The sequence below is a fragment of the Streptomyces sp. B93 genome (assembly GCF_018070565.1).
In the GTDB taxonomy this organism is placed as follows: domain Bacteria; phylum Actinomycetota; class Actinomycetes; order Streptomycetales; family Streptomycetaceae; genus Streptomyces.
In genome coordinates, this window is the sequence record NZ_JAGPXL010000002.1 from 1 (window position 1) to 26,315 (window position 26,315).

27 protein-coding genes are annotated in these 26,315 nt (G+C 70.5%); 14 read left to right on the forward strand and 13 right to left on the reverse strand.

The genetic code is table 11. From position 1 onward, the window contains the following. Nucleotides 1-547 precede the first annotated feature (547 nt). From KBY47_RS02330 to KBY47_RS02355, 6 genes are all read right to left on the reverse strand, one after another. Complete coding sequence (locus KBY47_RS02330) at nucleotides 548-1,288, reverse strand: Tellurium resistance (protein WP_210919163.1); 741 nt, start codon at nucleotides 1,286-1,288, stop codon at nucleotides 548-550. Nucleotides 1,289-1,400: 112 nt separating this feature from the next. Then, nucleotides 1,401-2,549 carry a DUF475 domain-containing protein gene (locus KBY47_RS02335; protein ID WP_210919164.1) on the reverse strand — a complete coding sequence of 383 codons (1,149 nt, stop codon included), beginning with the start codon at nucleotides 2,547-2,549 and terminating at the stop codon, nucleotides 1,401-1,403. Between the two features lie 58 nt (nucleotides 2,550-2,607). Continuing rightward, complete coding sequence (locus tag KBY47_RS02340; RefSeq protein ID WP_210919165.1) at nucleotides 2,608-3,183, reverse strand: TerD family protein; 576 nt, start codon at nucleotides 3,181-3,183, stop codon at nucleotides 2,608-2,610. Between the two features lie 106 nt (nucleotides 3,184-3,289). Continuing rightward, nucleotides 3,290-3,865: a calcium homeostasis/redox stress adaptation protein gene (locus KBY47_RS02345; protein ID WP_210919166.1), complete on the reverse strand. Its 576-nt coding sequence runs from the start codon at nucleotides 3,863-3,865 to the stop codon at nucleotides 3,290-3,292. Nucleotides 3,866-3,978: 113 nt separating this feature from the next. Then, on the reverse strand, nucleotides 3,979-4,437 hold the full coding sequence (locus tag KBY47_RS02350) for a peroxiredoxin (RefSeq protein WP_210919167.1): 459 nt from the start codon (nucleotides 4,435-4,437) through the stop codon (nucleotides 3,979-3,981). 143 nt (nucleotides 4,438-4,580) lie between these two features. Next, nucleotides 4,581-5,018, reverse strand: a complete 438-nt coding sequence (locus KBY47_RS02355; RefSeq protein ID WP_210919168.1) for a DUF3052 domain-containing protein — start codon at nucleotides 5,016-5,018, stop codon at nucleotides 4,581-4,583. 370 nt (nucleotides 5,019-5,388) lie between these two features. Between KBY47_RS02355 and aceE the strand changes: the two genes are divergently transcribed. Together aceE and KBY47_RS02365 are read left to right on the forward strand one after the other, a co-directional pair. Further along, nucleotides 5,389-8,136: a pyruvate dehydrogenase (acetyl-transferring), homodimeric type gene (gene aceE, locus KBY47_RS02360; protein WP_210919169.1), complete on the forward strand. Its 2,748-nt coding sequence runs from the start codon at nucleotides 5,389-5,391 to the stop codon at nucleotides 8,134-8,136. A gap of 302 nt (nucleotides 8,137-8,438) precedes the next feature. Further along, nucleotides 8,439-9,215 carry a potassium channel family protein gene (locus KBY47_RS02365; protein WP_210919170.1) on the forward strand — a complete coding sequence of 259 codons (777 nt, stop codon included), beginning with the start codon at nucleotides 8,439-8,441 and terminating at the stop codon, nucleotides 9,213-9,215. A gap of 174 nt (nucleotides 9,216-9,389) precedes the next feature. On the opposite strand, the gene KBY47_RS02370 is transcribed toward KBY47_RS02365, so the two are convergent. Both KBY47_RS02370 and KBY47_RS02375 read right to left on the reverse strand, forming a co-directional pair. Continuing rightward, on the reverse strand, nucleotides 9,390-9,671 hold the full coding sequence (locus KBY47_RS02370) for a small hydrophobic protein (protein WP_210919404.1): 282 nt from the start codon (nucleotides 9,669-9,671) through the stop codon (nucleotides 9,390-9,392). Between the two features lie 296 nt (nucleotides 9,672-9,967). Beyond that, nucleotides 9,968-11,587, reverse strand: a complete 1,620-nt coding sequence (locus KBY47_RS02375) for an MFS transporter (RefSeq protein ID WP_210919171.1) — start codon at nucleotides 11,585-11,587, stop codon at nucleotides 9,968-9,970. Nucleotides 11,588-11,713: 126 nt separating this feature from the next. Here KBY47_RS02375 and KBY47_RS02380 point away from each other — a divergent pair, with 126 nt between their 5' ends. The 3 genes from KBY47_RS02380 to KBY47_RS02390 all read left to right on the forward strand — a co-directional run bounded on the left by KBY47_RS02380 (nucleotide 11,714) and on the right by KBY47_RS02390 (nucleotide 14,663). Continuing rightward, nucleotides 11,714-12,367, forward strand: a complete 654-nt coding sequence (locus KBY47_RS02380) for a TetR family transcriptional regulator (RefSeq protein ID WP_210919172.1) — start codon at nucleotides 11,714-11,716, stop codon at nucleotides 12,365-12,367. Nucleotides 12,368-12,530: 163 nt separating this feature from the next. After that, nucleotides 12,531-13,748: an alpha/beta hydrolase gene (locus tag KBY47_RS02385; RefSeq protein ID WP_210919173.1), complete on the forward strand. Its 1,218-nt coding sequence runs from the start codon at nucleotides 12,531-12,533 to the stop codon at nucleotides 13,746-13,748. A gap of 57 nt (nucleotides 13,749-13,805) precedes the next feature. Beyond that, nucleotides 13,806-14,663 carry a DUF4429 domain-containing protein gene (locus KBY47_RS02390; RefSeq protein ID WP_247694148.1) on the forward strand — a complete coding sequence of 286 codons (858 nt, stop codon included), beginning with the start codon at nucleotides 13,806-13,808 and terminating at the stop codon, nucleotides 14,661-14,663. A 78-nt stretch (nucleotides 14,664-14,741) separates the two neighbouring features. On the opposite strand, the gene KBY47_RS02395 is transcribed toward KBY47_RS02390, so the two are convergent. Both KBY47_RS02395 and KBY47_RS02400 read right to left on the reverse strand, forming a co-directional pair. Next, entirely contained in the window at nucleotides 14,742-15,749 is a 1,008-nt protein-coding gene (locus tag KBY47_RS02395; RefSeq protein WP_210919175.1) for an aldo/keto reductase, read from the reverse strand. Beyond that, nucleotides 15,746-16,228: a MerR family transcriptional regulator gene (locus tag KBY47_RS02400; protein WP_210919176.1), complete on the reverse strand. Its 483-nt coding sequence runs from the start codon at nucleotides 16,226-16,228 to the stop codon at nucleotides 15,746-15,748. The genes KBY47_RS02395 and KBY47_RS02400 overlap by 4 nt, the downstream gene beginning before the upstream one ends. A gap of 80 nt (nucleotides 16,229-16,308) precedes the next feature. Between KBY47_RS02400 and KBY47_RS02405 the strand changes: the two genes are divergently transcribed. After that, nucleotides 16,309-17,127: a serine hydrolase gene (locus KBY47_RS02405; protein WP_210919177.1), complete on the forward strand. Its 819-nt coding sequence runs from the start codon at nucleotides 16,309-16,311 to the stop codon at nucleotides 17,125-17,127. Nucleotides 17,128-17,160: 33 nt separating this feature from the next. Here KBY47_RS02405 and KBY47_RS02410 read toward each other — a convergent pair whose 3' ends face one another. Continuing rightward, nucleotides 17,161-17,577 (reverse strand): ATP-binding protein, encoded by a 417-nt coding sequence (locus KBY47_RS02410; RefSeq protein ID WP_308405012.1) that lies wholly within the window; start codon nucleotides 17,575-17,577, stop codon nucleotides 17,161-17,163. 83 nt (nucleotides 17,578-17,660) lie between these two features. Here KBY47_RS02410 and KBY47_RS02415 point away from each other — a divergent pair, with 83 nt between their 5' ends. Both KBY47_RS02415 and KBY47_RS02420 read left to right on the forward strand, forming a co-directional pair. Next, complete coding sequence (locus KBY47_RS02415; protein WP_210919178.1) at nucleotides 17,661-18,509, forward strand: helix-turn-helix transcriptional regulator; 849 nt, start codon at nucleotides 17,661-17,663, stop codon at nucleotides 18,507-18,509. Continuing rightward, on the forward strand, nucleotides 18,469-18,738 hold the full coding sequence (locus tag KBY47_RS02420; RefSeq protein ID WP_210919179.1) for a DUF397 domain-containing protein: 270 nt from the start codon (nucleotides 18,469-18,471) through the stop codon (nucleotides 18,736-18,738). The genes KBY47_RS02415 and KBY47_RS02420 overlap by 41 nt, the downstream gene beginning before the upstream one ends. Here KBY47_RS02420 and KBY47_RS02425 read toward each other — a convergent pair. Continuing rightward, nucleotides 18,735-19,394 carry a pirin family protein gene (locus KBY47_RS02425; protein WP_210919406.1) on the reverse strand — a complete coding sequence of 220 codons (660 nt, stop codon included), beginning with the start codon at nucleotides 19,392-19,394 and terminating at the stop codon, nucleotides 18,735-18,737. The two genes, KBY47_RS02420 and KBY47_RS02425, sit on opposite strands and share 4 nt — an antisense overlap. Nucleotides 19,395-19,489: 95 nt before the next feature. On the opposite strand from KBY47_RS02425, the gene fasR reads away from it, so the two are divergent. The 5 genes from fasR (at nucleotide 19,490) to fabF (ending at nucleotide 24,454) form a co-directional block, all read left to right on the forward strand. Beyond that, a complete protein-coding gene (fasR, locus tag KBY47_RS02430) occupies nucleotides 19,490-20,692 on the forward strand; it encodes a fatty acid biosynthesis transcriptional regulator FasR (protein ID WP_210919180.1) in 1,203 nt (400 codons plus the stop codon). A gap of 89 nt (nucleotides 20,693-20,781) precedes the next feature. After that, complete coding sequence (locus KBY47_RS02435) at nucleotides 20,782-21,693, forward strand: ACP S-malonyltransferase (protein ID WP_210919181.1); 912 nt, start codon at nucleotides 20,782-20,784, stop codon at nucleotides 21,691-21,693. 25 nt (nucleotides 21,694-21,718) lie between these two features. Continuing rightward, nucleotides 21,719-22,720: a ketoacyl-ACP synthase III gene (locus KBY47_RS02440; RefSeq protein WP_210919182.1), complete on the forward strand. Its 1,002-nt coding sequence runs from the start codon at nucleotides 21,719-21,721 to the stop codon at nucleotides 22,718-22,720. 105 nt (nucleotides 22,721-22,825) lie between these two features. Beyond that, nucleotides 22,826-23,074, forward strand: a complete 249-nt coding sequence (locus KBY47_RS02445) for an acyl carrier protein (protein ID WP_190188172.1) — start codon at nucleotides 22,826-22,828, stop codon at nucleotides 23,072-23,074. 108 nt (nucleotides 23,075-23,182) lie between these two features. Next, complete coding sequence (fabF, locus tag KBY47_RS02450) at nucleotides 23,183-24,454, forward strand: beta-ketoacyl-ACP synthase II (protein ID WP_210919183.1); 1,272 nt, start codon at nucleotides 23,183-23,185, stop codon at nucleotides 24,452-24,454. A 163-nt stretch (nucleotides 24,455-24,617) separates the two neighbouring features. Here the strand turns inward: fabF and KBY47_RS02455 are convergent, their stop codons facing one another. Next, the gene (locus KBY47_RS02455) at nucleotides 24,618-25,112 is read right to left on the reverse strand and encodes a DUF3145 domain-containing protein (RefSeq protein ID WP_210919184.1); all 495 of its coding nucleotides are present in this window, start codon (nucleotides 25,110-25,112) and stop codon (nucleotides 24,618-24,620) included. 275 nt (nucleotides 25,113-25,387) lie between these two features. Here KBY47_RS02455 and KBY47_RS02460 point away from each other — a divergent pair, with 275 nt between their 5' ends. Continuing rightward, on the forward strand, nucleotides 25,388-26,293 hold the full coding sequence (locus tag KBY47_RS02460) for an SGNH/GDSL hydrolase family protein (protein ID WP_210919185.1): 906 nt from the start codon (nucleotides 25,388-25,390) through the stop codon (nucleotides 26,291-26,293). Nucleotides 26,294-26,315: the final 22 nt, after the last annotated feature.

A 26,315-nucleotide genomic window follows, 5' to 3' on the forward strand; every position in this document is an offset into this window, starting at 1 on the left:
CTTCCGACTCCCCCCACAGGGACCGCAGTTCATCGGCCGCTGACCCTTTGCCGCCACTGAGGGTTGGCCACGACCACCATCTCAACAGGGCGCCCGGCGTCGGTGCTGACCACAGCCGGGTCGCGCAACCCGGCGCTACGGGGGTGCCGCCGCGCCCACCCGTGCCGCCCTGCGGCACGACTGCCCGCGGCTATGCGGGCGCCGCCCCAGCGGCACGGCTGCTCGCAGCTGGGGCAGATGCGGCCCCGTAGCCGCAGCCAGGTGGGGGCAGGTCCACTGCAGGCTGGGGCCCGTCAGCAGTGGCGCGGGCTGCTCGCTGGCTCAGCCACTGGCGGCCCGCAGTCGCCGTACCACGGAAGGGGACGTGTCGGGGGGTGTCCGCCCGCAGTGGTTCGCGCGGAAAGCCCCGGCGCCTATCCAGTTGGCAGATCGCGCGGTTCCGAGGACGGACACCCCCCGGCGCGGCCCCGACCCACCCCCCGGCGGACAGCGCTACGCCCGCCACCCACCGGACAGAAACAGGCCGCCGCAGGCATCCGCCGCCACCTCACCGCTGCGCCTTCGTCTTGTACCCCCGCCCCCACTGCAACCCCCACCCGTACAACCGATCCAGCTCCCCCTGGAACCCGTACACGAACCTCACCTCGCGCCGGACCAGGATCTCCCCCTTCACGTTCTCGATCATCACCACCGCACACGACCGCGCCTGCGGCTGCCGCTCGTCCAGATGGATCTCGATCCGCGGCCCGTTGCTCGGATACAGCGTCACCACCGCCTGCGTACGATCGAACGCCGGCGTCTGGTCGTAGATGTACGCGAACACCAGCAACCGCTTGATCGCATCCCGATGGTCCAGATTGACGTAGATCGTCTCCCCGGACGCCGACCCGAACCGATCGTCCCCGCTCAGCTTCACGTACGGCGGCGCGTTCACGTCCCCGAGGTAGCCCCCCAGCGGCTGCACAACCCCCTTCGACCCGTCCTGAAGCTCGTACAGACACCCCAGGTCCAGGTCCACGTTCACCATCGACTGGCTGTGCGCCACCACCTCCGGCGGCTTCAGCGCCCTGAACGGATGCCGCAGCAGACTCTCCCGCTGCGGCCCCCCGAAGTCCGACGTCCGCATCCGCCAGTTCAGATTGACCCGCAGATGCCCCGTCGCCGCGTCCTGCTTGGTCAGCGACACCTGCCCGTGCCGCTTCGTCAGTTCGATCGCGTTGCTCGACGCACTCCCCGAGTCGAACTGCGCCGCCCGCCCCCGCCACAGCAACCCGTCCAACAGCCCCATCGCCCGCCCCACCCCACACCGAAAAGACAGACCCGACAAAACAACGGGGCGGCCAAGAGGACCCGTCCTCAACGCCGCCCCGCCCAGAAGCGTTCCCACACCCGCAGGAACGTCACACCCCGGAAGAGACCTCGGCCTTCTCGTCGGACGACCCGGCCGGCCCCTCCGCCGCCGCCAGCGCACGGTTGCGCCGCACGGAGGACCAGAAGGACGCCGCGATCAGCACGACACCCACCAGACCGGTGATGACCTCGTGGATCTCGTACTGGATCGTCACCAGCAGGATCATCGCCAGCGCACCGATCGCGTAGTGCGCGCCGTGCTCCAGGTACACGTAGTCGTCCAGCGTCCCCTGCCGCACGAGGTACACGGTCAGCGACCGCACGTACATCGCCCCGATACCAAGACCCAGCGCCATCAGCACGATGTCGTTGGTGATGGCGAACGCCCCGATGACCCCGTCGAACGAGAACGACGCGTCCAGGACCTCCAGATACAGGAACATGAAGAACGCGGCCTTGCCGGCGAGCAGTATCGCGGGCTTCTGCTTGCCCGCACGCTTCGCCTGCTCCTCCTCCTCGTGCTCGCGCTCCTCCTCTTCCTCCAGCTTGTCCTCGAAGTAGCCGGAGAGCCCGCCCACGATCATGTAGGTGATCAGACCGGCGATGCCGGACAGCAGCACCGTCTCCGCCTTGTCCACATGCGTACCGCCGTGCTGGTGGGCGTTGGCGGCGAAGGTCAGCGAGGAGATCAGCAGGACGACCAGCGCGATGCAGACCGACAGCATGTCGACCTTGCCGAGCTTGGCCAGTGGCCGCTCGATCCAGTGCAGCCACTTGATGTCCCGGTCCTCGAAGATGAAGTCCAGGAAGATCATCAACAGGAACATGCCACCGAACGCGGCGATCGACGGGTGCGCGTCCGTGACCAGTTCCTGGTAGCGGTCCTTGTCCGTCAGGGCGAGGTCGACCGCCTCGATCGGCCCCATCGACGCGCTCACCGCGACGATGACGACGGGGAAGACCAGCCGCATGCCGAAGACGGCGATGAGGATGCCGATCGTGAGGAAGATCTTCTGCCAGAAGGCGTTCATCTTCTTCAGGATTCCGGCGTTGACCACCGCGTTGTCGAAGGACAGCGAGATCTCGAGGATCGAGAGGATCGCCACGATGCCGAAGGCGGTCCACCCCCCGAAGAGGAGTGCTGCGACCAGACCGAGCGCGGTGACCGCGAACGACCAGCCGAAGGTTTTCAGAACCACTGGCTACCCAATCCCTTGTGTTCGGGGTGTACGGGTCTCCCCCGCGCCGCACCCGGCTTTACGAAACATTGACCCCGAAGTCTAGAGCGATACCGCGCAGTCCGGACGCGTACCCCTGTCCCACCGCCCGGAACTTCCATTCGCCCTGGTAGCGATAGACCTCGCCGAAGATCATCGCGGTTTCGGTGGAGGCGTCCTCGCTCAGGTCGTAGCGAGCCAGTTCCTGACCGTCGGCCTGGTTGACGACGCGGATGAACGCGTTGCTGACCTGCCCGAACGTCTGGCCGCGCTCATCGGCCATATGGATCGAGACGGGAAAAACGATCTTGTCGCAGTGGGCGGGCACCTTGGACAGGTCGATCAGGATCGACTCGTCGTCCCCCTCGCCCTCACCGGTGAGGTTGTCCCCGGTGTGCTCCACCGATCCGTCCGGGCTCTTGAGCTGGTTGTAGAAGATGAACCACTCGTCGCCGAGCACCCGCCCGCTGTTGAGTACCAGCGCGCTGGCGTCGAGGTCGAAGGGGGCTCCGGTGGTGGAGCGCGCGTCCCAGCCGAGTCCGATCATCACCTGAGTGAGGTTCGGCGCGGCCTTGGACAGGGAGACGTTGCCTCCCTTGGCGAGCGTGACGCCCATGATGCTGGTCCTCCCCTGGTCGTGCCTCTTTGGTTGTCCTGCGCGTCCGGCGCCGCACGCTCTCGGTGCGGCGCCGGACGGTGAAGCGGTGGGACTGGTGCGCGACTCAGACGTTGACGCCGAAGTCCTGCGCGATGCCGCGCAGGCCGGAGGCGTAACCCTGGCCGATGGCGCGGAACTTCCACTCCGCGCCGTGCCGGTACAGCTCACCGAAGACCATCGCGGTCTCGGTGGACGCGTCCTCACTGAGGTCGTAACGCGCGATCTCCGCCTCACCGGCCTGGTTCACGACGCGGATGAACGCGTTGCGCACCTGGCCGAAGGACTGCTGGCGGTTCTCGGCGTCGTAGATCGAGACCGGGAAGACGATCTTCTCCACGTCGGCCGGGACGGTGGCGAGGTTGATCTTGATCTGCTCGTCGTCGCCCTCGCCCTCGCCGGTGATGTTGTCACCGGTGTGCTCGACCGAGCCGTCCGGGCTCTTGAGGTTGTTGAAGAAGATGAAGTGCTGGTCGCTCGCGACCTTGCCGGCGCTGTTGAGCAGCAGCGCGCTGGCGTCGAGGTCGAAGTCGGTGCCGGTCGTGGTGCGCACGTCCCACCCGAGACCGACGATGACCGCGGTCAGGCCCGGGGCCTCCTTGGTCAGCGATACGTTGCCGCCCTTGCTCAGGCTGACTCCCACGAGTCCTCCACTTAGGTCCAGGGGCGGGAAGCCCCGTCGTGCGTTGCTATCGGATCAAACGACTCGATCCTAGTGACGGGTTCCCGCCGCACGCAGGCCTTGCGACCGAACAATCACAGGGTGTCGAGCGCCGTGACGTACTCGTTCAGGTCACGGGCGTCCGGCAGGGCGTTGACGACGGTCCAGCGCACCACGCCCTCCTTGTCGATCACGAAGGTGCCGCGCACCGCGCAGCCCTTGGCCTCGTCGAAGACGCCGTACGCGCGCGAGGTCTCCCCGTGCGGCCAGAAGTCGCTCAGCAGGGGGTACTCCAGGCCCTCCTGCTCGGCGAAGACGCGCAGGGTGTGGATGGAGTCGTTGGAGACGGCGAGCACCTGGGTGTCGCGGTCGGTGAACCTCGGCAGGTTGTCGCGCACCTCGCACAGCTCTCCGGTGCACACTCCGGTGAAGGCGAAGGGGTAGAAGAGCACCACCACGTTCTTCGCGCCACGGAAGTCGGAGAGCCGGACGGTGCGGCCGTGGTTGTCCTTCAGTTCGAAGTCGGGGGCCTTCTCGCCGACCTGGAGGGCCATGCGGGTTCCCTTCGGTGAGCCGTTCGGATGGGTCGGGGTCCCACCCTACGCAGCGCTCACCGGGGCCCGGCGGACGGGCCCGGGCGGCGGACCGGCGCCTACGGACTGTCCGTGGGCCGGTCCGCCGTGCGGTCAGCGGACGGTCACCGCTTGGACTTGGCCGCCTTGGGCGTGGCCAGGCGGCTGCCGCTCCAGTCCTTGCCCACGCTGACGCTCTTGGACGCCGTCAGGCCCGCCGTCGTGGCGGCCTCCGAGATGTCGCTCGGCTCCACGTATCCCGAACGGCCGGTCTTCGGCGTCAGGAGCAGGATGGCGCCGCCCTCCTCGATGTACGTGGTGGCATCCACCAGCGCATCCGTCAGGTCGCCGTCGTCGTCGCGGAACCACAGCACAACGGCGTCGGCCACGTCGTCGTACTCCTCGTCCACCAGGTCGCTGCCGATGGCTTCCTCGACGGCCTCGCGAAGCTCCTGGTCGACGTCGTCGTCGTAGCCGATCTCCTGGACCACCTGCCCGGGCTGGAACCCCAGCCTGGCGGCAGGGTTCGTCCGCTCCTCCGCGTGGTCCGCGGTCGCGCTCACGGGTTGCCTCCTGATCATGTTTTTGGGTAGGTCTCAGCCACGCGCGTGCGCGAAGCATTGGCCGTAGTCCACACGGGCGGGACGGATCGCGCAAGTACCCGGCGGTTGGGACCGCCGAAACGGTGACGATCCCGGCCGTGTCGCCGCAACTCCAGCCACGCTATCCCGGCCATCGGTGACGCACACCACACCGTTGTGCCCTGTTTGCGCATTTGGGAACCATCTTTGGGTACGAGTTTCGAATGCCTTTGCGCCGAGAGCTGACGGCGGCCCCCGTTACCTGGGGGTAAAGATGACGTTTGGCGCGCCGAGGTGGACGATGGGGGACGGCGCAGACATATGGACAACCCTCTGACAGGTAAGGACCAGCGTGGCTTCCGGATCCGATCGCAACCCGATCATCATTGGCGGTCTGCCGAGTCAGGTTCCTGACTTCGATCCCGAGGAAACCCAGGAGTGGCTCGACTCCCTCGACGCCGCCATCGACGAGCGGGGCCGCGAGCGTGCCCGCTACCTGATGCTGCGGCTGATCGAGCGGGCCCGCGAGAAGCGCGTCGCCGTGCCCGAGATGCGCAGCACGGACTACGTCAACACCATCGCCACCAAGGACGAGCCGTTCTTCCCCGGCAACGAGGAGATCGAGCGCCGGATCCTCAACGCCACCCGCTGGAACGCCGCCGTGATGGTCTCGCGCGCCCAGCGGCCCGGCATCGGCGTCGGCGGCCACATCGCCACGTTCGCGTCCTCCGCCTCCCTCTACGACGTGGGCTTCAACCACTTCTTCCGGGGCAAGGACGAGGGCGACGGCGGCGACCAGGTCTTCTTCCAGGGGCACGCCTCACCGGGCATCTACGCGCGCGCGTACCTGCTGGACCGGCTGAGCGAACAGCACCTGGACGGGTTCCGCCAGGAGAAGTCGAAGGCGCCGTACGGCCTCTCCTCGTACCCGCACCCGCGGCTGATGCCGGACTTCTGGGAGTTCCCGACGGTGTCGATGGGCCTCGGCCCGATCGGCGCGATCTACCAGGCGCGGATGAACCGCTACATGCACGCGCGCGGGATCGCCGACACCTCCCGGTCGCACGTGTGGGCGTTCCTCGGCGACGGCGAGATGGACGAGCCGGAGTCGCTGGGCCAGCTGACCATCGCCGCGCGGGAGGGCCTGGACAACCTCACCTTCGTCGTCAACTGCAACCTCCAGCGCCTGGACGGGCCGGTGCGCGGCAACGGCAAGGTCATCCAGGAGCTGGAGTCGGTCTTCCGGGGCGCGGGCTGGAACGTCATCAAGCTGATCTGGGACCGCACCTGGGACCCGCTGCTCGCCCAGGACCGCGACGGCACCCTGGTCAACAGGATGAACACGACGCCGGACGGCCAGTTCCAGACGTACGCCACCGAGTCCGGCGCCTACATCCGCGAGCACTTCTTCGGCGACGACCACCGGCTGCGCGCGATGGTCGAGAACATGACCGACGAGCAGATCCTGCACCTGGGGCGCGGCGGTCACGACCACCGCAAGGTGTACGCGGCGTTCAAGGCGGCCGTGGAGCACCAGGGCCAGCCGACGGTGATCCTGGCCAAGACGATCAAGGGCTGGACCCTTGGCCCGAACTTCGAGGGCCGCAACGCCACGCACCAGATGAAGAAGCTCACGGTCGACGACCTCAAGCGCTTCCGGGACCGCCTGCACCTGCCGATCTCCGACAAGGACCTGGAGTCCGGCGCGCCGCCGTACTACCACCCGGGCCGGGACTCGGAGGAGATCCAGTACATGCACGACCGCCGCAAGGGTCTCGGCGGTTACGTGCCCACGCGGGTGGTGCGGTCCAAGCCGCTGCCGCTGCCCGGGGACAAGACGTACGCGACCGTCAAGAAGGGCACGGGCCAGCAGCAGATCGCCACCACCATGGCGTTCGTACGGCTGCTGAAGGACCTCATGCGGGACAAGGAGCTCGGCAGGCGGTTCGTGCTGATCGCGCCGGACGAGTACCGCACGTTCGGCATGGACTCCTTCTTCCCGAGCGCGAAGATCTACAACCCGCTGGGTCAGCAGTACGAGTCGGTCGACCGGGAGCTGCTGCTCGCCTACAAGGAGTCCCCGACCGGTCAGATGCTGCACGACGGCATCTCCGAGGCGGGCTGCACGGCGTCGCTGATCGCGGCGGGCTCGGCGTACGCCACGCACGGCGAACCGCTGATCCCGGTGTACGTCTTCTACTCGATGTTCGGTTTCCAGCGCACCGGCGACCAGTTCTGGCAGATGTCCGACCAGCTGGCGCGCGGATTCGTCCTGGGCGCGACCGCGGGCCGCACGACCCTGACCGGTGAGGGCTTGCAGCACGCGGACGGCCACTCCCAGCTGCTGGCCTCCACCAACCCGGCGTGCGTCGCCTACGACCCGGCCTACGGGTACGAGATCGCGCACATCGTCCAGGACGGGCTGCGCCGGATGTACGGCGGCGGCGAGGAGCACCCGCACGGCGAGGACGTCTTCTACTACCTCACCGTCTACAACGAGCCGATCCAGCACCCCGCCGAGCCGGAGAACGTCGACGTCGAGGGCATCCTCAAGGGCGTCCACCGCGTCAGCGAGGGCACGTCCGGGACCATCCCCGCCCAGATCATCGCCTCCGGTGTCGCGGTGCCGTGGGCCCTGGAGGCGCAGCGAATCCTCGCCGAGCAGTGGAACGTCCAGGCCGGGGTCTGGTCCGCGACCTCCTGGAACGAGCTGCGGCGCGAGGCCGTGGAGTGCGAGCGGCACAACCTGCTGCACCCCGAGGAGGAGCAGCGGGTGCCGTACGTCACCCGGAAGCTCGGCGCGAGCGAGGGGCCGTTCCTCGCGGTGTCCGACTGGATGCGCTCGGTGCCCGACCAGATCGCGCGCTGGGTGCCGGGGACGTACCAGTCGCTGGGCGCGGACGGCTTCGGCTTCGCCGACACCCGGGGCGCGGCGCGGCGCTTCTTCCACATCGACGCCGAGTCGATCGTGGTGGGCGTGCTGGCGGAGCTGGCGCGGGAGGGCAAGGTGGACCGGTCGGCGCTGAAGCAGGCGATCGACCGCTACCAGCTGCTCGATGTCGCGGCGGCGGACCCGGGGACGGCGGGCGGGGACGCGTAGGCCTTAGGGCCTGTCCGGCGGATCATGTCGCAGACGTGGGGTCTGGCACGCCCATCCGCGGCGTCGTCGTCGGTTGCCGACTCCCCACGCTCGGCTGCGCTCGCGCGGGGGCACCCCCATCGCGTCGACGCCCTCCTCCGCCTTGCAGCTGGACGCGCCAGACCCCACTCACCTGTGCTGACGAGTGGCCGCAGGTTTCCTGCGACCTGATCCGCCGGACAGGCCCTAGGCGGTACCGCGGCCGGCCGGGGCGGCGGCGGGTGTGGGATTGCCCACCCTGCCGCCGCCCCGGCTTTCCTACGATGGCTCGCATGTCCGCATCCGAAGCCACCGCCCGGGACCGCTGGGAACGACGCACGCAGGGTCCGCTGCTCGCCCTGGCCGTCGTCTTCGCCGTCGCCTACGCCTACCCGATCGTGCAGCCGGACGCCTCCCAGGGGCTGCTCACCGCCTGTCACATCGCCAACTGGACGGTGTGGGCCGCCTTCGCTCTGGACTACATCGTCCGGCTGTGGCTCACCGAGGACCGGATGCGGTTCGTACGGGGCAATCCGCTGGCCCTGCTGGCGGTCGTACTGCCGCTGCTCCAGCCGCTGCGGCTGCTGAAGCTGGTGTCGCTGCTGCTGCTCGCGGGGCAGCGGGCGCGGCTGGCGTCGCAGGTGCGGGTGACGACGTATGTGGCGGGGTCGTGTCTGGGGCTGCTGGTCTTCGGGGCGCTGGCGGTGCTGGAGGTGGAGCGGGGGAAGCCCGGGGCGTCCATCCACACGCTGGGGGACGCGGTCTGGTGGGCGTTCACGACGATGACCACCGTGGGGTACGGGGACATGGCGCCGACCACGGGGCTGGGGCGGGTGCTGGCGATCGGGCTGATGCTGTCGGGGATCGCGTTGTTGGGTGTGGTGACGGCGAACATCGCGGCGTGGTTCATCGCCCGGTTCGAGATGGACGACGAGGAGGAGCGGCGGCAGACGGAGGCGATCTTCGCGTTGACGGAGGAGGTGCGGGCGTTGCGGGCGGAGGTAGCTGCGCTGGCCTCCGGCTCGGTGCAGGAGAGGTCGGCTGAGCTGGACCCCCGCTGAGGTGTTGCCCGGCGTTGGGCTGGGCGGGGGTGGGACGCGCGGCCCGGCGCTTGCCGGGTGCCGCTGCGCCCACCCTCCCCCAAGCTCTCGGCTTCGCTCGAGCAGGGGGGACCCCCATCGCCCCAGCGGCACGATTGCCCGCAGCTACGCGGAGGCTGGCCGCAGCTGGGCTGGCTAGCTGGCCAGCCAGATCAGGGCCAGGAGGGTGTCCAAGGCGCCCAGGGTTACTGCTATCAGGGCCGGGACATGGCGGGAGCCTGTCCAGGTGCGGCCCATGGCCAGCCAGCCGCAGGCGATCGCCACCGGGCCGAGGATGAGCCCCAGCACGAAGAAACCGGCGATCGCGCAGATGGCGCCGATGATTCCGAGCGTCGCGCGATCCGGCCCGGTCCGTGACCACGTCCGGCCACGTGAGCGGGGGTGCCTGCGCGTGCTCTGTCCGAAGCCCGCCATCATCAACTCCCGGAGTTGGTGGGTGTGTTCGGCCTTCGCCACGCGAGTACCCCGACTCGGGACGTCAATCCCCCGACCCGGCCGGTCTGTCGGCGCGCCACCCCCCTCCGGCAGCGCGCCGCAGCACCGGTCGCCCTCCGCCCCCGTACGCGCCGTCCCGGTGAACTTGCCTCAGGAACGTGCCGTACCGGAGGGCTTGACCCACTGTGACGTGTGTCCCGTTCGGGGCGGGAGGAATCTTTAGCGTTGTCACCCTGATAGGGGAAATTCGGGTCCGCGACGCCTTCGCTGAGCAGATGTCAGATGTGCACCGCTCCCGATCCCGCCTCCGCGTTCTCCCCGCGCTTGGCCAGGAACGCCACCAGCACCGCCACCACCGCGACCCCGGCGGCCGTGAGGGAGGCCAGGCTCATACCGGAGATGAAGGTGTCGTGGGCGACATCGGTGATCTGGGCGGCGACCTGCTCCGGCGTCTCCGGCGTCACCGGTGCCACACCGACCTGGACCGCCTCCGAGGCCTGGTCCGCCTGCTCCGGGGTGAGCGGCGGAAGCCCCGCGTCCGCCCAGTTGCCGGGCAGGTCGTTGTCGACCTTGGAGGCCATCACGGCGCCCAGCACCGCCGTACCGAGGCTGCCGCCGATCTGCATGGCGGACTGCTGGAGACCACCGGCGACACCGGACAGCTCCATCGGCGCGTTGCCGACGATGACCTCGGTGGCGCCGACCATGACGGGCGCGAGGCCGAGGCCCAGCAGGGCGAACCAGAGGGACATCAGAGCGCTGCCGGTGTCGGTCCGGAGGGTGGAGATGCCGTACATGGCGAGCGCGGTGAAGGCCATGCCCGCGACCAGCGGGATGCGCGGGCCCACCTTGGTGATCGCGGCCCCGGCGAGCGGCGAGCCGACGATCATCATGCCGGTGAGCGGCAGCAGGTGCAGACCGGCGTCGACGGGGCTCAGCCCGTGGACGTTCTGGAGGTAGAAGGTGACGAAGAACAGGCCGCCCATGAAGGCGATGGCCATCAGCACCATCAGCACCACACCGGCCGACAGCGACACCGAGCGGAACAGCGTGAGCGGGATGAGCGGTTCCTTCACCCGCTTCTCCCAGAGCCCGAAGCCCAGGAACAGCGCGGCGGAGGCGAAGAGGAACGTCCAGGTCTTCCCGTCGCCCCAGCCCCACTCGGGGGCCTTGATGAGCGCCCAGACCAGACAGAACATCGCCACGGACAGCAGCACGATGCCGGGGATGTCGAAGGAGCGGGGAGCCTTCTCGGCGCGGTGGTCCAGCAGGATCCAGGCGCCGAGCGCGACGGCGAGGACGCCGACCGGGACGTTGATGAAGAAGACGGACTGCCAGTTGACGTGCTCGACGAGGACACCGCCGAGGATCGGGCCGCCCGCGGTGGAGGCGCCGATGACCATGCCCCAGATGCCGATGGCCATGTTCAGCTTCTCGGCCGGGAAGGTGGCCCGCAGCAGGCCCAGCGCGGCGGGCATCAGCAGCGCGCCGAAGAGGCCCTGGAGCACCCGGAAGGTGATGACCAGCGCGATGCTGCCGGACAGGCCGATGGCACCGGAGGCGGCGGCGAAGCCGACGACGCCGATGAGGAAGGTCTGGCGGTGCCCGAAGCGGTCACCGAGCTTGCCTGCGGTGATCAGACAGACCGCCAGGGCGAGGAAGTAGCCGTTGGTGATCCACTGGACGTCGGCGAAGCTGGCGTTCAGGTCCTTCTGGATGGCCGGGTTGGCGATGGCCACGATGGTGCCGTCGAGGGCCACCATCATGACCCCTACGGCGACGGTTATGAGGGTGAACCAAGGGTGGCCGCGCAGCCCCTTGCCGGGTGTCGCGTCCGACGGGGTCACCGGTGCCTTGTCCCCCGACCCCGCCGTGTCGATGGTGGTCTGACTAGTCATGCGTTCGAGGCTAATGACAGCCACTGACAATTGACAAACGGATTCACAAGTCGGTAACTGTCACGACACTTGCCCCACCCCCGAACGTCGAACGCCGAACGCCCCCGAACGAGGAGAAGCCGTTCCTTGAACACCGGAACCGGAACCACCCCGCCCGGACTGCGCGAGCGCAAGAAACAGCGCACCCGGGACGCGCTGGTCCGCGCCGCGCTGGAACTCTTCACCGAACGGGGGTACGAGCAGACCACCGTCGACGAGATCGCCGAGGCCGTCGACGTCTCACAGCGCACCTTCTTCCGCTACTTCGCGGGCAAGGAGGACGCCGCCCTCGCCCTCCAGGAACTGGCGGAGGCCCACTTCGCCGCCGCCGTGCGCGCCCGGCCGCCGCACGAGCCGCCGATGGAGGCGCTGCGCCGGGCCGTCCTGGAGGGCTGGGACACCATCAGCGACGCCATCGAGGCCGTCGTCCCCGTGGCCCTGCACCTGCGGATGTGGCGGGTCATCGAGTCGACGCCCGTGCTGCTCGCCGCGCGGCTGCGCCGCTCCATGGAGACCGAGGAGGAGATCGCGCGGGTGATCGCCGCGCGGGAGGGCCTCGACGCGGACACCGACCCGCGGCCCCGGGTGGCGGTGGCCGTCTTCAGCGGGGTGATCCGGGTCGCCGAACGGCAGTGGAGCACCGGCGCGGACCACAGCGTGGCGGCGATCCGCACGCTGACCTCGGAGTACCTCGACCACGTGGGACCGGCGCTGGCGGGCGACTGGCGCACCCATCCCTGACTCCGCCGAACACGCCGGAAGCCGACCGGCGCGCCGGCACCCCGGTGTCCCCAACGCCGGTTATGCGCACCGCCGGACGCCACGGACCCGCCCCTGACCTCAAACGTGATCCCCATCACTTGGTTCACGCGAGACCGTCCCGTTCTCCTAGTGTGTCCTCCCAGTGACTTCCTTCGACACCTCCCCGCAACTCGGCGTCTGGCGCGCACTGCTCGCGCTGGCCGTGGTGTTCGTGATGCTGGCGACCTCCGGCTGGACCGCCCTGCGGGGCCAGCGGGAGTCGACCCCCTTCCAGGCCACCCTCGTGGCCTGGGAGCACGGCAAGCTGCACGGCCACCGACTGCCCGACCCCCAGTCCGAGCCCGGCGCCCTGGCCCGGTTCTTCGCCTCCCTCACCGAGGCGGACCGGACCCGGCTCGCCCACCGCTACCCCCTGGTCGTCGGCAACATGAACGGCGCCCCGGTCGACCTGCGCTACAGGGCCAACCGGCTCGCGCTCGCCGAGGCCCGCGAGACCGAGCGGGAACGCATGCGCGACCCCCGGCTCACCCCCGCCGGACAGCACGAGGCGGGCCGCCGTATGCACCGCCTGGAATCGCTGCTCACCCGGGGCCGCAACATCCTCGCCTTCAGCCCGGACGGCTCCGGCCGGGTCGCCGAGGTCTTCGGCGACCTGCGCACCGCCGAACGGGTCTCGGTCGTCGTCCCCGGCGTCGACACCGACCTGCTCACCTTCCAGCGCACCCAGCGCCGCTACAGCGCCCCCGCCGGCATGGCGGAGGCCCTGTACCGCACCGAACGCGCGGCGAGCCCCGGCACCCGTACGGCCGTGATCGCCTGGGCCGACTACACCGCGCCCAGCGGCATCGGCATGGACGCGGCCACCGCGATGCGCGCCGAGGACGGCGCCGTACGGCTGGACGCGCTGGTGCGCGCGCTGCCCGGCGACGCGCCGGTCTCCCTGTTCTGCCACAGCTACGGCTCGGTGGTGTGCGGGGTGGCCGCGCACCGGCTGCCGGACCGGGTGGCCGACATAGCGGTCGCGGGCAGTCCCGGCATGCGGGCCGCCAAGGCGTCGCACCTGCGCACCTCCGCCGAGGTGTGGGCGATGCGGGACGCCGACGACTGGATCGAGGACGTGCCCTATCTGGAGCTGGGCGGCCTCGGGCACGGCGCCGACCCGGTGTCCGCCGCGTTCGGCGCGCGCGTGCTGTCGGCGGACGGCGCGCACGGCCACGCGGGCTACTTCGAGCCCGGTACGGAGAGCCTGTGGAACTTCGCCGAGATCGGGGTCGGCGCATACTCGTCGGTGCACTGCGCCGACGATGCCGACGACTGCCGGGCGGGTTTGTCCGCAACCGCCCCGGCCGGACGCGCGTAGAGGCGCAAGAACTGCGGTCCGTGCGGGGAGGGGACGAACGAGCGCATGCCGCATACGATGAGCCGCATGGGTGACGTACTGGCCGGATTTCATGCCGCCTGGGAGTTCGGGTCCGACTCCGTGCTCATCCGCTACGAACGGGGGATTCGAACACCCAGGCTGTTCCACGCGCTCGGGGAGCGCCGCATACCCCTGGCCGCGCTCGCGGGCGTGACGCTCTCGCCCGGCCGACGCGGCACCGTCGTACTGCGGGCGGAGCCGCGGCCCGGCGCCGATCCGCTGATCGAGGCGGCGGCGGGCCAGCTGAAGGAGTCCTACGACCCCTACCGGCTCGTCCTGCCCGCCGAACGGGAGACACTCGCCGAGCGGTACGCCGACGAGCTGCGGGCCCGCCTGGACGACGACCCCGGCCCCGCCGAGCGCCACCTCGTGGCGCCGCCCGAGGCACCGCTCCAGTTCAAGGCCTACGACGGCAAGGCGTCCTTCGACGGTACGACCGTGCACTTCCGGTGGTTCTGGACCGGCGCCTCCACCGCCAAGTGGAAGGCCGGGGACCAGAGCTTCGCCGTCACCGAGCTGAGCGGGGTGGAGTGGCGGTCGCCGGACGCCCTCGACGGTCATCTGCGGCTGCTGCCCCGGGACGGGGGCGCCGCGGCCGTGCAGGCCGACCAGGATCCGGCGGCCGTGGTGTTCGGGCTCGGGTACGGGCCGGTGCACGAGTCACTGCCGTTCGCGGCGGCGGTGCTGGCCGCGGTGCGGGAGCGGGCGACGGCGGTCCCGGCGGCGGCTGTGCCGCGCCGGGACCCCGCGGACATCGCTGAGCGGATTCGTCACCTGGGGGAGCTGTATCAGGCGGGGCTGGTGACGGATGAGGAGTTCTCCTCCAAGAAGGCGGAGTTGTTGGCGGAGCTTTAGCGTCTGCCGGGTACGGTGCGTTCTTGGGTGCGGGTTGTGGGGGGCTGGTCGCGCAGTTCCCCGCGCCCCTAAGCCGATCTACTCCCTGCCCGCTGACACGAACCGCATGTCCGCGTAGCGATTGCCCGCCACCTTTGCCGCGATCGGGGCTAGTTGGTCCAGTTCCCCTTCCGTCAGGGTGATGGTGGCCGCCGTCACGTTCTCCTCCACCCTGCTCGGCTTGCGGGTGCCGGGGATCGGGACGACCGGGAGGCCGTGGACCGTGGCCTGCTGCTGGACCCAGGCCAGGGCGATCTGGCCGAGGGTGGCGTCACGGGACTCGGCGATCGCACGGATCGGGGCCAGCAGGGCGGCGTTGGCGGCCGCGTTGTCGCCGGTGAAGCGGGGCTGCTGGCGGCGGAAGTCGTCGGCCGTGAGATCCGTGTCGGCGTTGGTGAAGGACCCGGTGAGGAAGCCCCGGCCGAGCGGGGAGTACGGGACCAGCGCGACGCCCAGTTCCCGGGCGGCCGGGACGACCCTCGCCTCGATGTCGCGGCTGAACAGCGACCACTCCGACTGCACCGCGGCGATCGGATGGACGGCGTGCGCGGCGCGCAGCTCGTCGGCGGTGACCTCGCTCAGCCCCAGGTGCTTCACCTTGCCCTCGCGGACCAGGTCCGCCATGGTGCCGACGGTCTCCTCGACCGGCACGTTCACATCGCGCCGGTGCATGTAGTAGAGGTCGATGACGTCGACGTCGAGGCGCTTCAGGCTCGCCTCGACGGCCTGGCGGATGTAGGGCGGGTCGTTGCGGATGACCCGCTTGGTCGGGTCGTCCGGCGGGATCGACAGGGCGAACTTGGTCGCGATGACGACCTCGTCGCGGTGCGCCTTGAAGAACGGCGACAGGAAGCGTTCGTTCTCGCCGGCGCCGTAGGCGTCCGCGGTGTCGTAGAGGGTGACGCCCAGTTCGAGGGCGCGGTCCAGGGTGGCCCGGGAGGCGTCCGCGTCCACGGGGCCGTAGGCGAAGCTCATGCCCATGCAGCCGAGGCCCTGGACGCCCACCTCGGGGCCGTCCGTGCCCAGCTTCACCGTCGTCATCGTCATGAGGACCTCTCCGATGCCAGAGCGCGTCCGGCGTCCGCGTAGAAATCGATCTTCCGGTCCAGTACGGCCAGCGTGCCCTGGAGTTCGGCGATCCGGGCCAGCACGTCCTGCCGGGTCTGCTTGAGGAGTTCGAAGCGTTCGGTGTAGGTCTGGTCGCCCTCGCGCACGAGTTCGGCGTACCGCACCATGTCGGCGACCGGCATTCCGGTCAGCCGGAGCTTGCCGACGAGGTCGAGCCAGTCGAGGTCGCGGTTGCGGTAGCGCCGCTGGCCCGTGTGCGACCGGTCGATGTGCGGCATCAGCCCGATGCGCTCGTACCAGCGCAGGGTGTGGGCCGAGAGGCCGGTGAGGGCGGCGACCTCGCTGATCGTGTACCTGTCCTGGCCGTCCGGCCGCCGGTCCCGCCGGGGCGGTCCGGCGCAGCTGTCGGTCCTGGTGGCCGTGGCGGTGGCCGCGGCCGTGGTCTCCATCACCGTCATGGCTCCCACGCTATGACCTTGGAGTGCGCTCCAAGCAAGCAACGGCGGCAGAAAATCATCGGTGGCATAGGCTCGGCCGCATGTCGCTGAAGAGCCTCGCGTTGATCGAGAACTGGCCGGTCCCCACCGCCGCGGCGGGCGTCGTACGGGCCGACGGCACGGTACTGGGCCTCAGCGGCCCGGTCGGGCAGCGCTTCCCGCTGGCCTCGGTCACCAAGCCGCTGGCGGCGTACGCCGTGCTGGTGGCGTACGAGGAGGGCGCGATCGAACTGGACGAACCGGCGGGTCCCGCGGGGGCGACGGTCCGGCACCTCCTCGCCCACACCTCCGGCCTCGCCTTCGACGACGAGCGGGTGATGTTCGGGCCGGGTGAGCGGCGGCTCTACTCCAACACCGGGTTCGAGCAGCTCGGCGACCATGTCGCCAAGGCGACGGAGATCCCCTTCCCGGAGTACCTGCGGCAGGCGGTGCTGGAGCCGCTGGGCATGACGTCGACGACGCTCTCCGGCTCCCCGGCGAAGGACGCCGTCTCCACGGTGGAGGACCTGCTGCGGTTCGCGGCGGAGGTGCAGCAGCCCCGGCTGCTGGACCCGCGGACGGTCGCCGAGGCGATGAGTGTGCAGTACCCGGGGACGAAGGGGGTGCTTCCCGGGTACGGCCACCAGAACCCCAACGACTGGGGGCTCGGCTTCGAGATCCGCGACGGCAAGTCCCCGCACTGGACCGGCGCCTCGTCCTCCCCGCGCACCTTCGGACACTTCGGACAGTCCGGTACGTTCCTGTGGATCGACCCCGACGCGGGCGTGGCGTGCGTCGCCCTGACCGACCGGGCGTTCGGGGACTGGGCGATCGAGGCGTGGCCGGGCTTCACGGACGCGGTGCTCGCGGAAGCGGCGTGATCCTCGCCGAGCAGGAGGCGTGACGGGCGCGGCCTACTTCGCCCGGCACTCGAACCACACCGTCTTGCCGTCCCCGGCGGGGCGCACCGTCACGCCCCACCGGTCGGTCACCGCGTCGACCAGCAGCAGACCACGCCCGCTGTCGGCGAGCGTGTCCCCACCGCCCATGACCGGCAGCCGCGGACAGCCGTCCGACACCTCCACCCGCACCGCGGCGGGCAGCAGCAGGAAGCAGATACGGCAGCGGCGGCCCGGCACATGGCGTACGACGTTCGCCATCAGCTCCGTCAGCGCCAGCTCGGCCGCGTCGGCCACGTCGAGCAGGCCCGCGCCCGTCAGGTACAGCCGCAGAACGCGGCGCAGGTGCCGCGCCGAGTGCTCCCCCAGCGCGAACTCGGCGCGGTACCTCGACTGAAAGTCCGTTGCCTGCGGACCAGTTACGTGATTCACATCACCAGGTTGCTACGCACCGCATACGCTCGACCACGCAACGAAACGAACGCCGTGAGGCGTTGCAGGCCGGAGGTGCACACGTGGCCCACATCCAGACGCTCGACCCCACCGCGTCGCCGCTCCACTACTACGGCGGGGAACTGCGCCGCCTGCGCGAGGCCGCCGACCTGAGACAGGGCCAGCTCGGGGACATCATCTTCTGCACGGGCTCCCTGGTCGGCCAGATCGAGACGGCGAAGAAGGTCCCGACGCGTGACTTCTCCGAGCGCGTGGACGCGGCGCTGGGCACGGACGGGGTGTTCTCGCGGCTGGTCGGCCTGGTGCTGCGCAGCCAACTGCCGACGTGGTTCCAGCCGTACGCCGACATGGAGGCGCGGGCGACGTACATTTCGACGTACCAGGCGCAGGTGGTCTACGGCCTGTTGCAGACGGAGAGTTACGCGCGGGCGGTCCTGGCCACCGGTATGCCGGACGACCTCGACGGGCTGGTGGCGGCTCGCATGGAGCGTCAGCGCATCCTGGAGCGGGAGCAACCGCCCCTGGCGTGGGTGGTGCTGGATGAGGCGGTGCTGCTTCGACCCGTCGGCGGCCGGGAGGTCATGCGAGGCCAACTCAAGCGTCTGTTGGAGTTCACCGACCGCCGCTGGATGCACGTCCAGGTGCTGCCGAACTCGGCTGGTGCACACGCCAGTCTGGATGGGTCGTTCACCACGATGCGCTTCGACGACAACCCCGACATCATCTACACGGAGGATCTGATCTCGGGCCATATGACGGCCAACCCCGAGACGATCAGGGAGGCCGCGCTCCGTTACGCTCGATTGCAGGCCGCGGCCCTCTCCGTGGAGGACTCGGCGGCGCTCATCGCCCGCGTGATGGAGGAACGCTATGGAGACCGGTCCCACCCTGAGGAACGCACAGTGGCGTAAGTCCAGTTACAGCGGTAGCACCGGCGGCGAGTGCGTCGAGTGCACCGTCACCGACGGCGCCGCGTGGCGCACGTCCTCGCACAGCGGCAACACCGGCGGCGACTGCGTCGAAGTCGCCGCCGACTGCCCCACCGGCACCGTCCCCGTCCGGGACAGCAAGAACCCCTCCGGACCCATCCTCACCGTCGGCGGAGCCGCCTGGCAGGTGTTCGTCGACGGGCTGCGTTAGTCCTCCGCCATCTCCCAGATCAGCAGCTCCGTACCCGCCACCAAGCCGACCGCCTCCGTGTCCTTCTCGTCCGTGAGCCTCGCCGCGTCGCCGGGGCCGAGTCGTTCGGCGCCCACCCGCACCTCGCCGCGTACGACATGGACGTACACGTACCGCCCGTCCGGGACCGCCGTCCGCTCCCCCTCCCCGAGGCGCCGCACGTGCAGCATGGCGCCCGCCTCGGGGAGGGCGTACGGCGTGGAGTCGGCGATGCCGCGGACGATCTCGTAGAAGGGGTCGCCGCCGGGGTTCAGGGGGGCCAGCCACATCTGGAGGAAGGTGAGGGGCGCGTCGCCGTCGTTGCGTTCGACGTGGCGGACGCCGGACGCCGCGCTCAGGCGTTGGACGTCGCCGGGGCGGACCACCGTCTCCCGGCCCGTCGAGTCGCGGTGGGTCAGCTCGCCCGCGACCACCCAGGTCACGATCTCCGTGTGGCTGTGGGGGTGTTCGGCGAAGCCCGCGCCCGGGGCGAGGTGTTCCTCGTTGCAGGCGATGAGGGGGCCGAAGCGGAGGTTGTGGGGGTCGTAGTGCGGGCCGAAGGAGAAGGCGTGCCGGGTGTCGATGCCCGCCTGCGGGTCGCCGCCCTGGTAGCGCTCGTCCGCGCGCCGTACGTCCATCACGTGTCCCACCGTAGCCCCGCCGCCGTCCCTCCCAGGAGCGCACTGCCGACCCGGCGGCGCACGCCCGGCGCCGGATAAGGCAGTCTTGTCCCGTGCCCGAACCCGAAACCACCGCCGCTGACGCCCCCGCGCCCGCCCACCCGCACGCCGCGACCCTGAAGCGGCTGGAGAAGTCCTCCGGCTCGCTCGCCGCGCAGGCCATCGCGCGGATGGACGAGACGCTGCCCTGGTACCGGGCGATGCCTCCGGAGAACCGTTCCTGGATCGGGCTGGTCGCCCAGGCCGGTATCGCCGCGTTCACGGAGTGGTTCCGGCACCCGGACGCCCCGCAGGCCATCTCCACCGATGTCTTCGGGACCGCGCCGCGCGAGCTGACCCGGGCGATCACGCTGCGGCAGACCGTGGAGATGGTGCGGACCACCATCGAGGTCATGGAGTCCGCCATCGATGAGGTCGCGGCGCCCGGCGACGAGAGCGTGCTGCGGGAGGCGCTGCTGGTCTACGCCCGCGAGATCGCCTTCGCCACGGCCCAGGTGTACGCGCAGGCCGCCGAGGCACGCGGTGCCTGGGACGCGCGGCTGGAGTCGCTCGTCGTGAACGCCGTGCTCAGCGGGGAGGCCGACGAGGGGGCCGTCAGCCGGGCCGCCGCGCTGGGGTGGAACTCGCCGGAACACGTGTGCGTGGTGCTCGGGACCGCGCCCGACGGGGACAGCGAGCTGACCGTGGAGGCCATCCGGCGGGCCGCCCGGCACGCCAAGTTGCAGGTGCTCACCGGGGTGCTCGGGGACCGGCTGGTGGTGATCGCGGGGGGCAGCGACAATCCGCTGGCCGTGGCGAAGTCGCTGATCGGGCCGTATGCGGCGGGTCCGGTGGTGGCCGGTCCGGTGGTACCGGACCTGCTGGCCGCGACCCGGTCCGCGCAGGCCGCGGCGGCCGGGCTGAAGGCGTGCACCGCCTGGCAGGACGCCCCCCGTCCGGTACTGGCGGACGATCTGCTTCCGGAGCGTGCCATAGCCGGGGACCCCAGCGCGCGCGAGCAGTTGGTGGAGGAGATCTACAGACCGCTGGAGGTCGCGGGCTCCGCGCTGCTGGAGACGTTGAGCGTGTACCTGGAGCAGGCGAGCAGTCTGGAGGGCGCCGCGCGGATGCTGTTCGTGCACCCCAACACCGTGCGCTACCGGCTCCGACGTGTGACTGACGTCACCGGGTGGTCACCCTCCGATGTACGCTCCGCGTTCACCCTGCGCATCGCGCTGATCCTGGGACGTCTCGTCGACGGAGACCCCCAGTCCTAGTGTTTTGTCGGGGGCCCACAAAACCCCCTGCTGTTCTTCGTCCTTGTCCCCACGGGCGGCCGTGGCCGTCCACAAGAGAGAGTGTGAGAGTGCTCGTACTCGTCGCTCCCGGCCAGGGCGCCCAGACGCCCGGCTTCCTGACCCCCTGGCTCGAACTGCCCGGCGCCGCCGACCGCGTGGCCGCCTGGTCCGACGCCATCGGCCTGGACCTCGCCCACTACGGCACCCAGGCCGACGCCGACGCGATCCGTGACACGGCCGTGGCGCAGCCACTGCTCGTCGCCGCCGGTCTGCTGTCCGGCATGGCACTCGGTGACACGGCGCCGGACGCCGTCGCCGGGCACAGCGTCGGTGAGATCACCGCCGCCGTCCTCGCCGGGGTCCTCGACGACACCGCCGCCCTGAGCCTCGTACGCAAGCGCGGCCTGGCGATGGCCGAGGCCGCCGCGGTCACCGAGACCGGGATGTCGGCGCTGCTCGGCGGCGACCCCGACACCAGCGTGGCGCACCTGGAGAAGCTGGGCCTGACCCCGGCGAACATGAACGGCGCCGGTCAGATCGTCGCCGCGGGCACCCTGGAGCAGCTCGCCGCGCTGGCCGAGGACAAGCCGGAGGGGGTGCGCAAGGTCATCCCGCTGAAGGTCGCGGGCGCCTTCCACACCCACCACATGGGCCCCGCCGTGGAGAAGCTGGCCGAGGCCGCCAAGGAGCTGACGCCCGCCGATCCGAAGGTCACCTACGTGTCCAACAAGGACGGCGCGGCGGTCGCCGGCGGCTCCGAGGTCGTCGAGCGGCTGGTCGGGCAGGTCGCCAACCCGGTCCGCTGGGACCTGTGCATGGAGACGTTCAAGGAGCTGGGCGTCACCGCGCTGATCGAGGTCTGCCCGGGTGGCACCCTGACCGGGCTCGCCAAGCGCGCGCTGCCCGGCGTGCGGACGCTCGCCCTGAAGACCCCCGCCGACCTCGACGCGGCCCGCCAGCTCGTCGCCGAGCACGTCTAAGACGCCCGAAGGAGCCGACCGGAACATGGCGAAGATCAAGCCCAGCAAGGGCGCCCCGTACGCCCGCATCCTCGGCGTGGGCGGCTACCGGCCCACCCGGGTGGTGCCCAACGAGGTGATCCTGGAGACGATCGACTCCTCCGACGAGTGGATCCGCTCGCGCTCCGGCATCGAGACCCGGCACTGGGCGAACGCCGAGGAGACCGTCGCCGCGATGTCGGTGGAGGCCTCCGGCAAGGCGATCGCCGACGCCGGGATCGCCGCCGAGCAGATCGGCGCGGTGATCGTCTCCACGGTCAGCCACTTCAAGCAGACCCCGGCCGTCGCCACGGAGATCGCCGACAAGCTCGGCACCGCCAAGGCCGCCGCCTTCGACATCTCCGCGGGCTGCGCGGGCTTCGGCTACGGCCTCACCCTCGCCAAGGGCATGATCGTCGAGGGTTCCGCCGAGTACGTCCTGGTCATCGGCGTGGAGCGGCTGAGCGACCTGACCGACCTGGAGGACCGGGCGACGGCCTTCCTGTTCGGCGACGGCGCCGGTGCCGTGGTCGTCGGCCCGTCGAAGGAGCCCGCGATCGGCCCCACGGTGTGGGGTTCCGAGGGCGACAAGTCGGAGACCATCAAGCAGACCGTGCCGTGGACGGACTACCGCGACGGCCAGGTCGAGAAGTTCCCGGCGATCACCCAGGAGGGCCAGGCGGTCTTCCGCTGGGCCGTGTTCGAGATGGCGAAGGTCGCCCAGCAGGCGCTGGACGCGGCCGGGATCAGCGCGGACGAACTGGACGTCTTCATCCCCCACCAGGCCAACGAGCGGATCATCGACTCGATGGTGAAGACACTGAAGCTGCCGGAGACCGTCACGGTGGCCCGTGACGTACGCACCACCGGCAACACCTCGGCCGCCTCGATCCCGCTCGCGATGGAGCGGCTCCTGGCGACCGGCGAGGCGAAGAGCGGCGACACCGCGCTCGTCATCGGATTCGGGGCGGGTCTCGTGTACGCCGCGTCGGTCGTTACCCTCCCCTAGGCACTCCGTGCCGGATGATCTGTCCGGTGCGGGAGCGAACCGCAACACCCACCGCTCACGCGGTGGACGCCACACCCTCTGGAATATCAACGAAGGAGCGCCAACATGGCCGCCACTCAGGAAGAGATCGTCGCCGGTCTCGCGGAGATCGTGAACGAGATCGCCGGCATCCCGGTTGAGGACGTCCAGCTGGACAAGTCCTTCACCGACGACCTGGACGTCGACTCGCTGTCCATGGTCGAGGTCGTCGTCGCCGCCGAAGAGCGCTTCGACGTCAAGATCCCGGACGACGACGTCAAGAACCTCAAGACCGTCGGCGACGCGACCGAATACATCCTCAAGCACCAGGGCTGATCAACCGATCACATCCCTGGGCTGACTGCCCCGCCACCCGGCGGTGGCGCCGTCATCCCCGCCTCGGCGGGGGTTGTCCTCCTCCTATCAGCTGGAGAAAGAATTCCCGTGAGCCCGACCAATCGCACCGTGGTCGTCACCGGTATCGGCGCAACCACACCGCTGGGTGGCGACGCAGCCTCGACCTGGGAGGGGCTGATCGCCGGACGTTCCGGCGTCAAGCCCCTGGAGCAGGACTGGGCCGCCGAACAGGCCGTCCGGATCGCCGCCCAGATCGCCGTGGAACCCACCGAGGTCATTCCCCGGCCGCAGGCCCGCCGACTCGACCGCTCGGCGCAGTTCGCGCTGATCGCGGCCCAGGAGGCGTGGGCCGACGCCGGTTTCACCGCCAAGGCCGGTGAGGGGTCCGAGGTCGACCCCGACCGGCTCGGCGCCGTCATCGCCTCCGGCATCGGCGGCGTGACCACCCTCCTCGACCAGTACGACGTGCTCAAGGAGAAGGGCGTCCGCCGCGTCTCCCCGCACACCGTGCCCATGCTGATGCCGAACAGCCCGTCCGCGAACGTGGGCCTGGCCGTGGGCGCCCGCGCGGGCGTGCACACCCCGGTCTCCGCCTGCGCCTCCGGCGCCGAGGCCATCGGCTACGCCATCGAGATGATCCGCACCGGCCGTGCCGACGTCGTCGTCGCCGGTGGTACGGAGGCGGCGATCCACCCGCTGCCCATCGCCGCGTTCGGCAACATGATGGCGATGTCCAAGAACAACGACGACCCGCAGGGCGCGTCGCGTCCCTACGACGTCGCCCGGGACGGTTTCGTCCTCGGCGAGGGCGCGGGTGTCGTCGTCCTGGAGTCCGCCGAGCACGCCGCCAAGCGCGGCGCCCGCGTCTACGCGGAGGCGGTCGGCCAGGGCATCTCCGCCGACAGCCACGACATCGTGCAGCCGGAGCCGGAGGGTCGGGGCATCGCCCACGCCCTGCACAACCTGCTGGACCGCACCGACCTGGACCCGGCGGAGATCGTGCACGTCAACGCGCACGCGACGTCGACGCCCGCCGGTGACATCGCGGAGCTGAAGGCGCTGCGGAAGGTGTTCGGCGACGACGCCGACCACATGGCGGTGTCCGCGACCAAGTCGATGACGGGGCATCTGCTGGGCGGCGCGGGTGGTGTCGAGACCGTCGCGACGGTGCTGGCGCTGTACCACCGGGTGGCGCCGCCGACCATCAACGTCGAGAACCTCGATCCTGAGGCGGAGGCGAACGCGGACGTCGTGCGGGGCGAGGCGCGGAAGCTGCCCGTGGACGGGCGGATCGCGGCGCTCAACGACTCGTTCGGGTTCGGTGGGCACAACGTGGTGCTGGCGTTCCGGACGGTGTGACTGCGTCGCTTGAGCTGAAAACGGCCCGGGTCCCTTTGGGGGTCCGGGCCATCGCCGTTGGGGGTGTTTGTTGTGTGCCGGGTGCGGGTCCGTTGTGGCTGGTCGCGCAGTTCCCCGCGCCCCTGGGGACGTGCACGTCCCCTGCGCCTACAAGAAGCCGCCTCTACACCACCTGGTGGAGCCATCTCACCGGGGCGCCCTCGCCCGCGTAGCGGAAGGGTTCGAGTTCGTCGTCCCAGGGCTTGCCGAGGAGCTTGGCGATTTCGGCTTCCAGGTCCGTCTCGTCGCGTTGGGCGCGGACCAGGGCGGCGCGGAGGCGGTCCTCGGGGATGAGGATGTCGCCGTGGATGCCGGTGACGGCGTGGAAGATGCCGAGGTCGGGGGTGCAGCTGTAGCGCTCGCCCTCGGCGGTGGGGCAGGGCTCGGCGGTGACCTCGAAGCGCAGCAGGTGCCAGCCGCGCAGCGCGGAGGCGAGTTTGGAGGCGGTGCCCGCCTCGCCCTGCCAGGAGAACTCCGAGCGCCAGGTACCGGGCGCGGCGGGCTGCCGGATCCAGTCGAGGTTGACGCGGGTGCCCAGCACCCCGGCGACGGCCCACTCGACGTGCGGGCACAGCGCGCGCGGAGCGGAGTGCACGTACAGAACTCCACGTGTCGTCACCGGGACCTCCGGGCTGAGCGGGACTTGTGCGGTCGGGCGGGCGGCGGTGGCGGCATGGCCACGCTGATGGCGAGGCTACCGTGCGGCGGCGCGAGGAGTGTGACGTACCGTCGGTCCCGGGGCCGACAACGCCGCCCTTTCACCCGGCAGGACGCCTGTACGGGCGTATGGGCTCGCATGCGACGGGTCTCGCCGCGCGGCCGGGAACCCCCGCACGTTGTTATGGACGGGGGCGAGTGCGACGGGTACGGGACGAGTGAGGGGATCGGCGGGGCATGCGGAGTGGAAGCCACCGTGCGCGGGGCGCCCTCGCGGCGCTGACGGCGGCCGTGCTGGCGCTGGCGGGCTGTGACGCGGTCGGCGGTGACTCGGCCGTCCCGACGAGCGAGGGGTCGGGCAGCGGGCGGCCGTCGCCTTCGCCGACGCCGCTCTGGGACCGCAGTCCGGACTCGGTCGCGGCGGTCGGTGACTCCATCACCCGGGGCTTCGACGCGTGCGGGGTGCTGACGGACTGTCCGGCGGTGTCCTGGGCGACGGGCGCCAGCGCTGAGGTGAACAGCCTGGCGGTGCGGCTGCTGGGGCGTGCGGGGGCGGCGGAGCGCAGCTGGAACTACGCGGTGACCGGGGCGCGGATGGCGGACCTGCCGGGTCAGATGGCGCGGGCGGCGGCGCGGAGGCCGGAGCTGGTGGCGGTGATGACGGGCGCCAACGACGCGTGCCGGGCGACGCCGTCGCAGATGACGCCGGTGGCGGACTTCCGGGCCGACTTCGAGGACGCCCTGCACACGCTGCGCCGGTCCGCGCCCCGGGCGCAGGTGTACGTGGCGAGCGTGCCGAACCTGCTGCGGCTGTGGTCTCAGGGCCGGACGAACCCGCTGGGCAAGCAGGTGTGGAAGCTGGGCATCTGTCCGTCGATGCTGGCCGACGCGGACGCGCTGGACGCGGCGGCGACCTCGCGGCGGGAGTCGGTGCGGGAGCGGGTGGAGGAGTACAACGAGGTGCTGGCGGAGGTGTGCGCCGAGGACCGCCGCTGCCGGTTCGACGGTGGCGCGGTGTACGACTACCGCTTCGGGCCCGCCCAGTTGAGCCAGTGGGACTGGTTCCACCCGAGCAAGAACGGCCAGGCGCGGCTCGCGGAGATCGCCTATCGGACGGTGACGGCCCGACAGTCGCCGTCGTAGCGGCCGTGACCTAGGGTTTCGC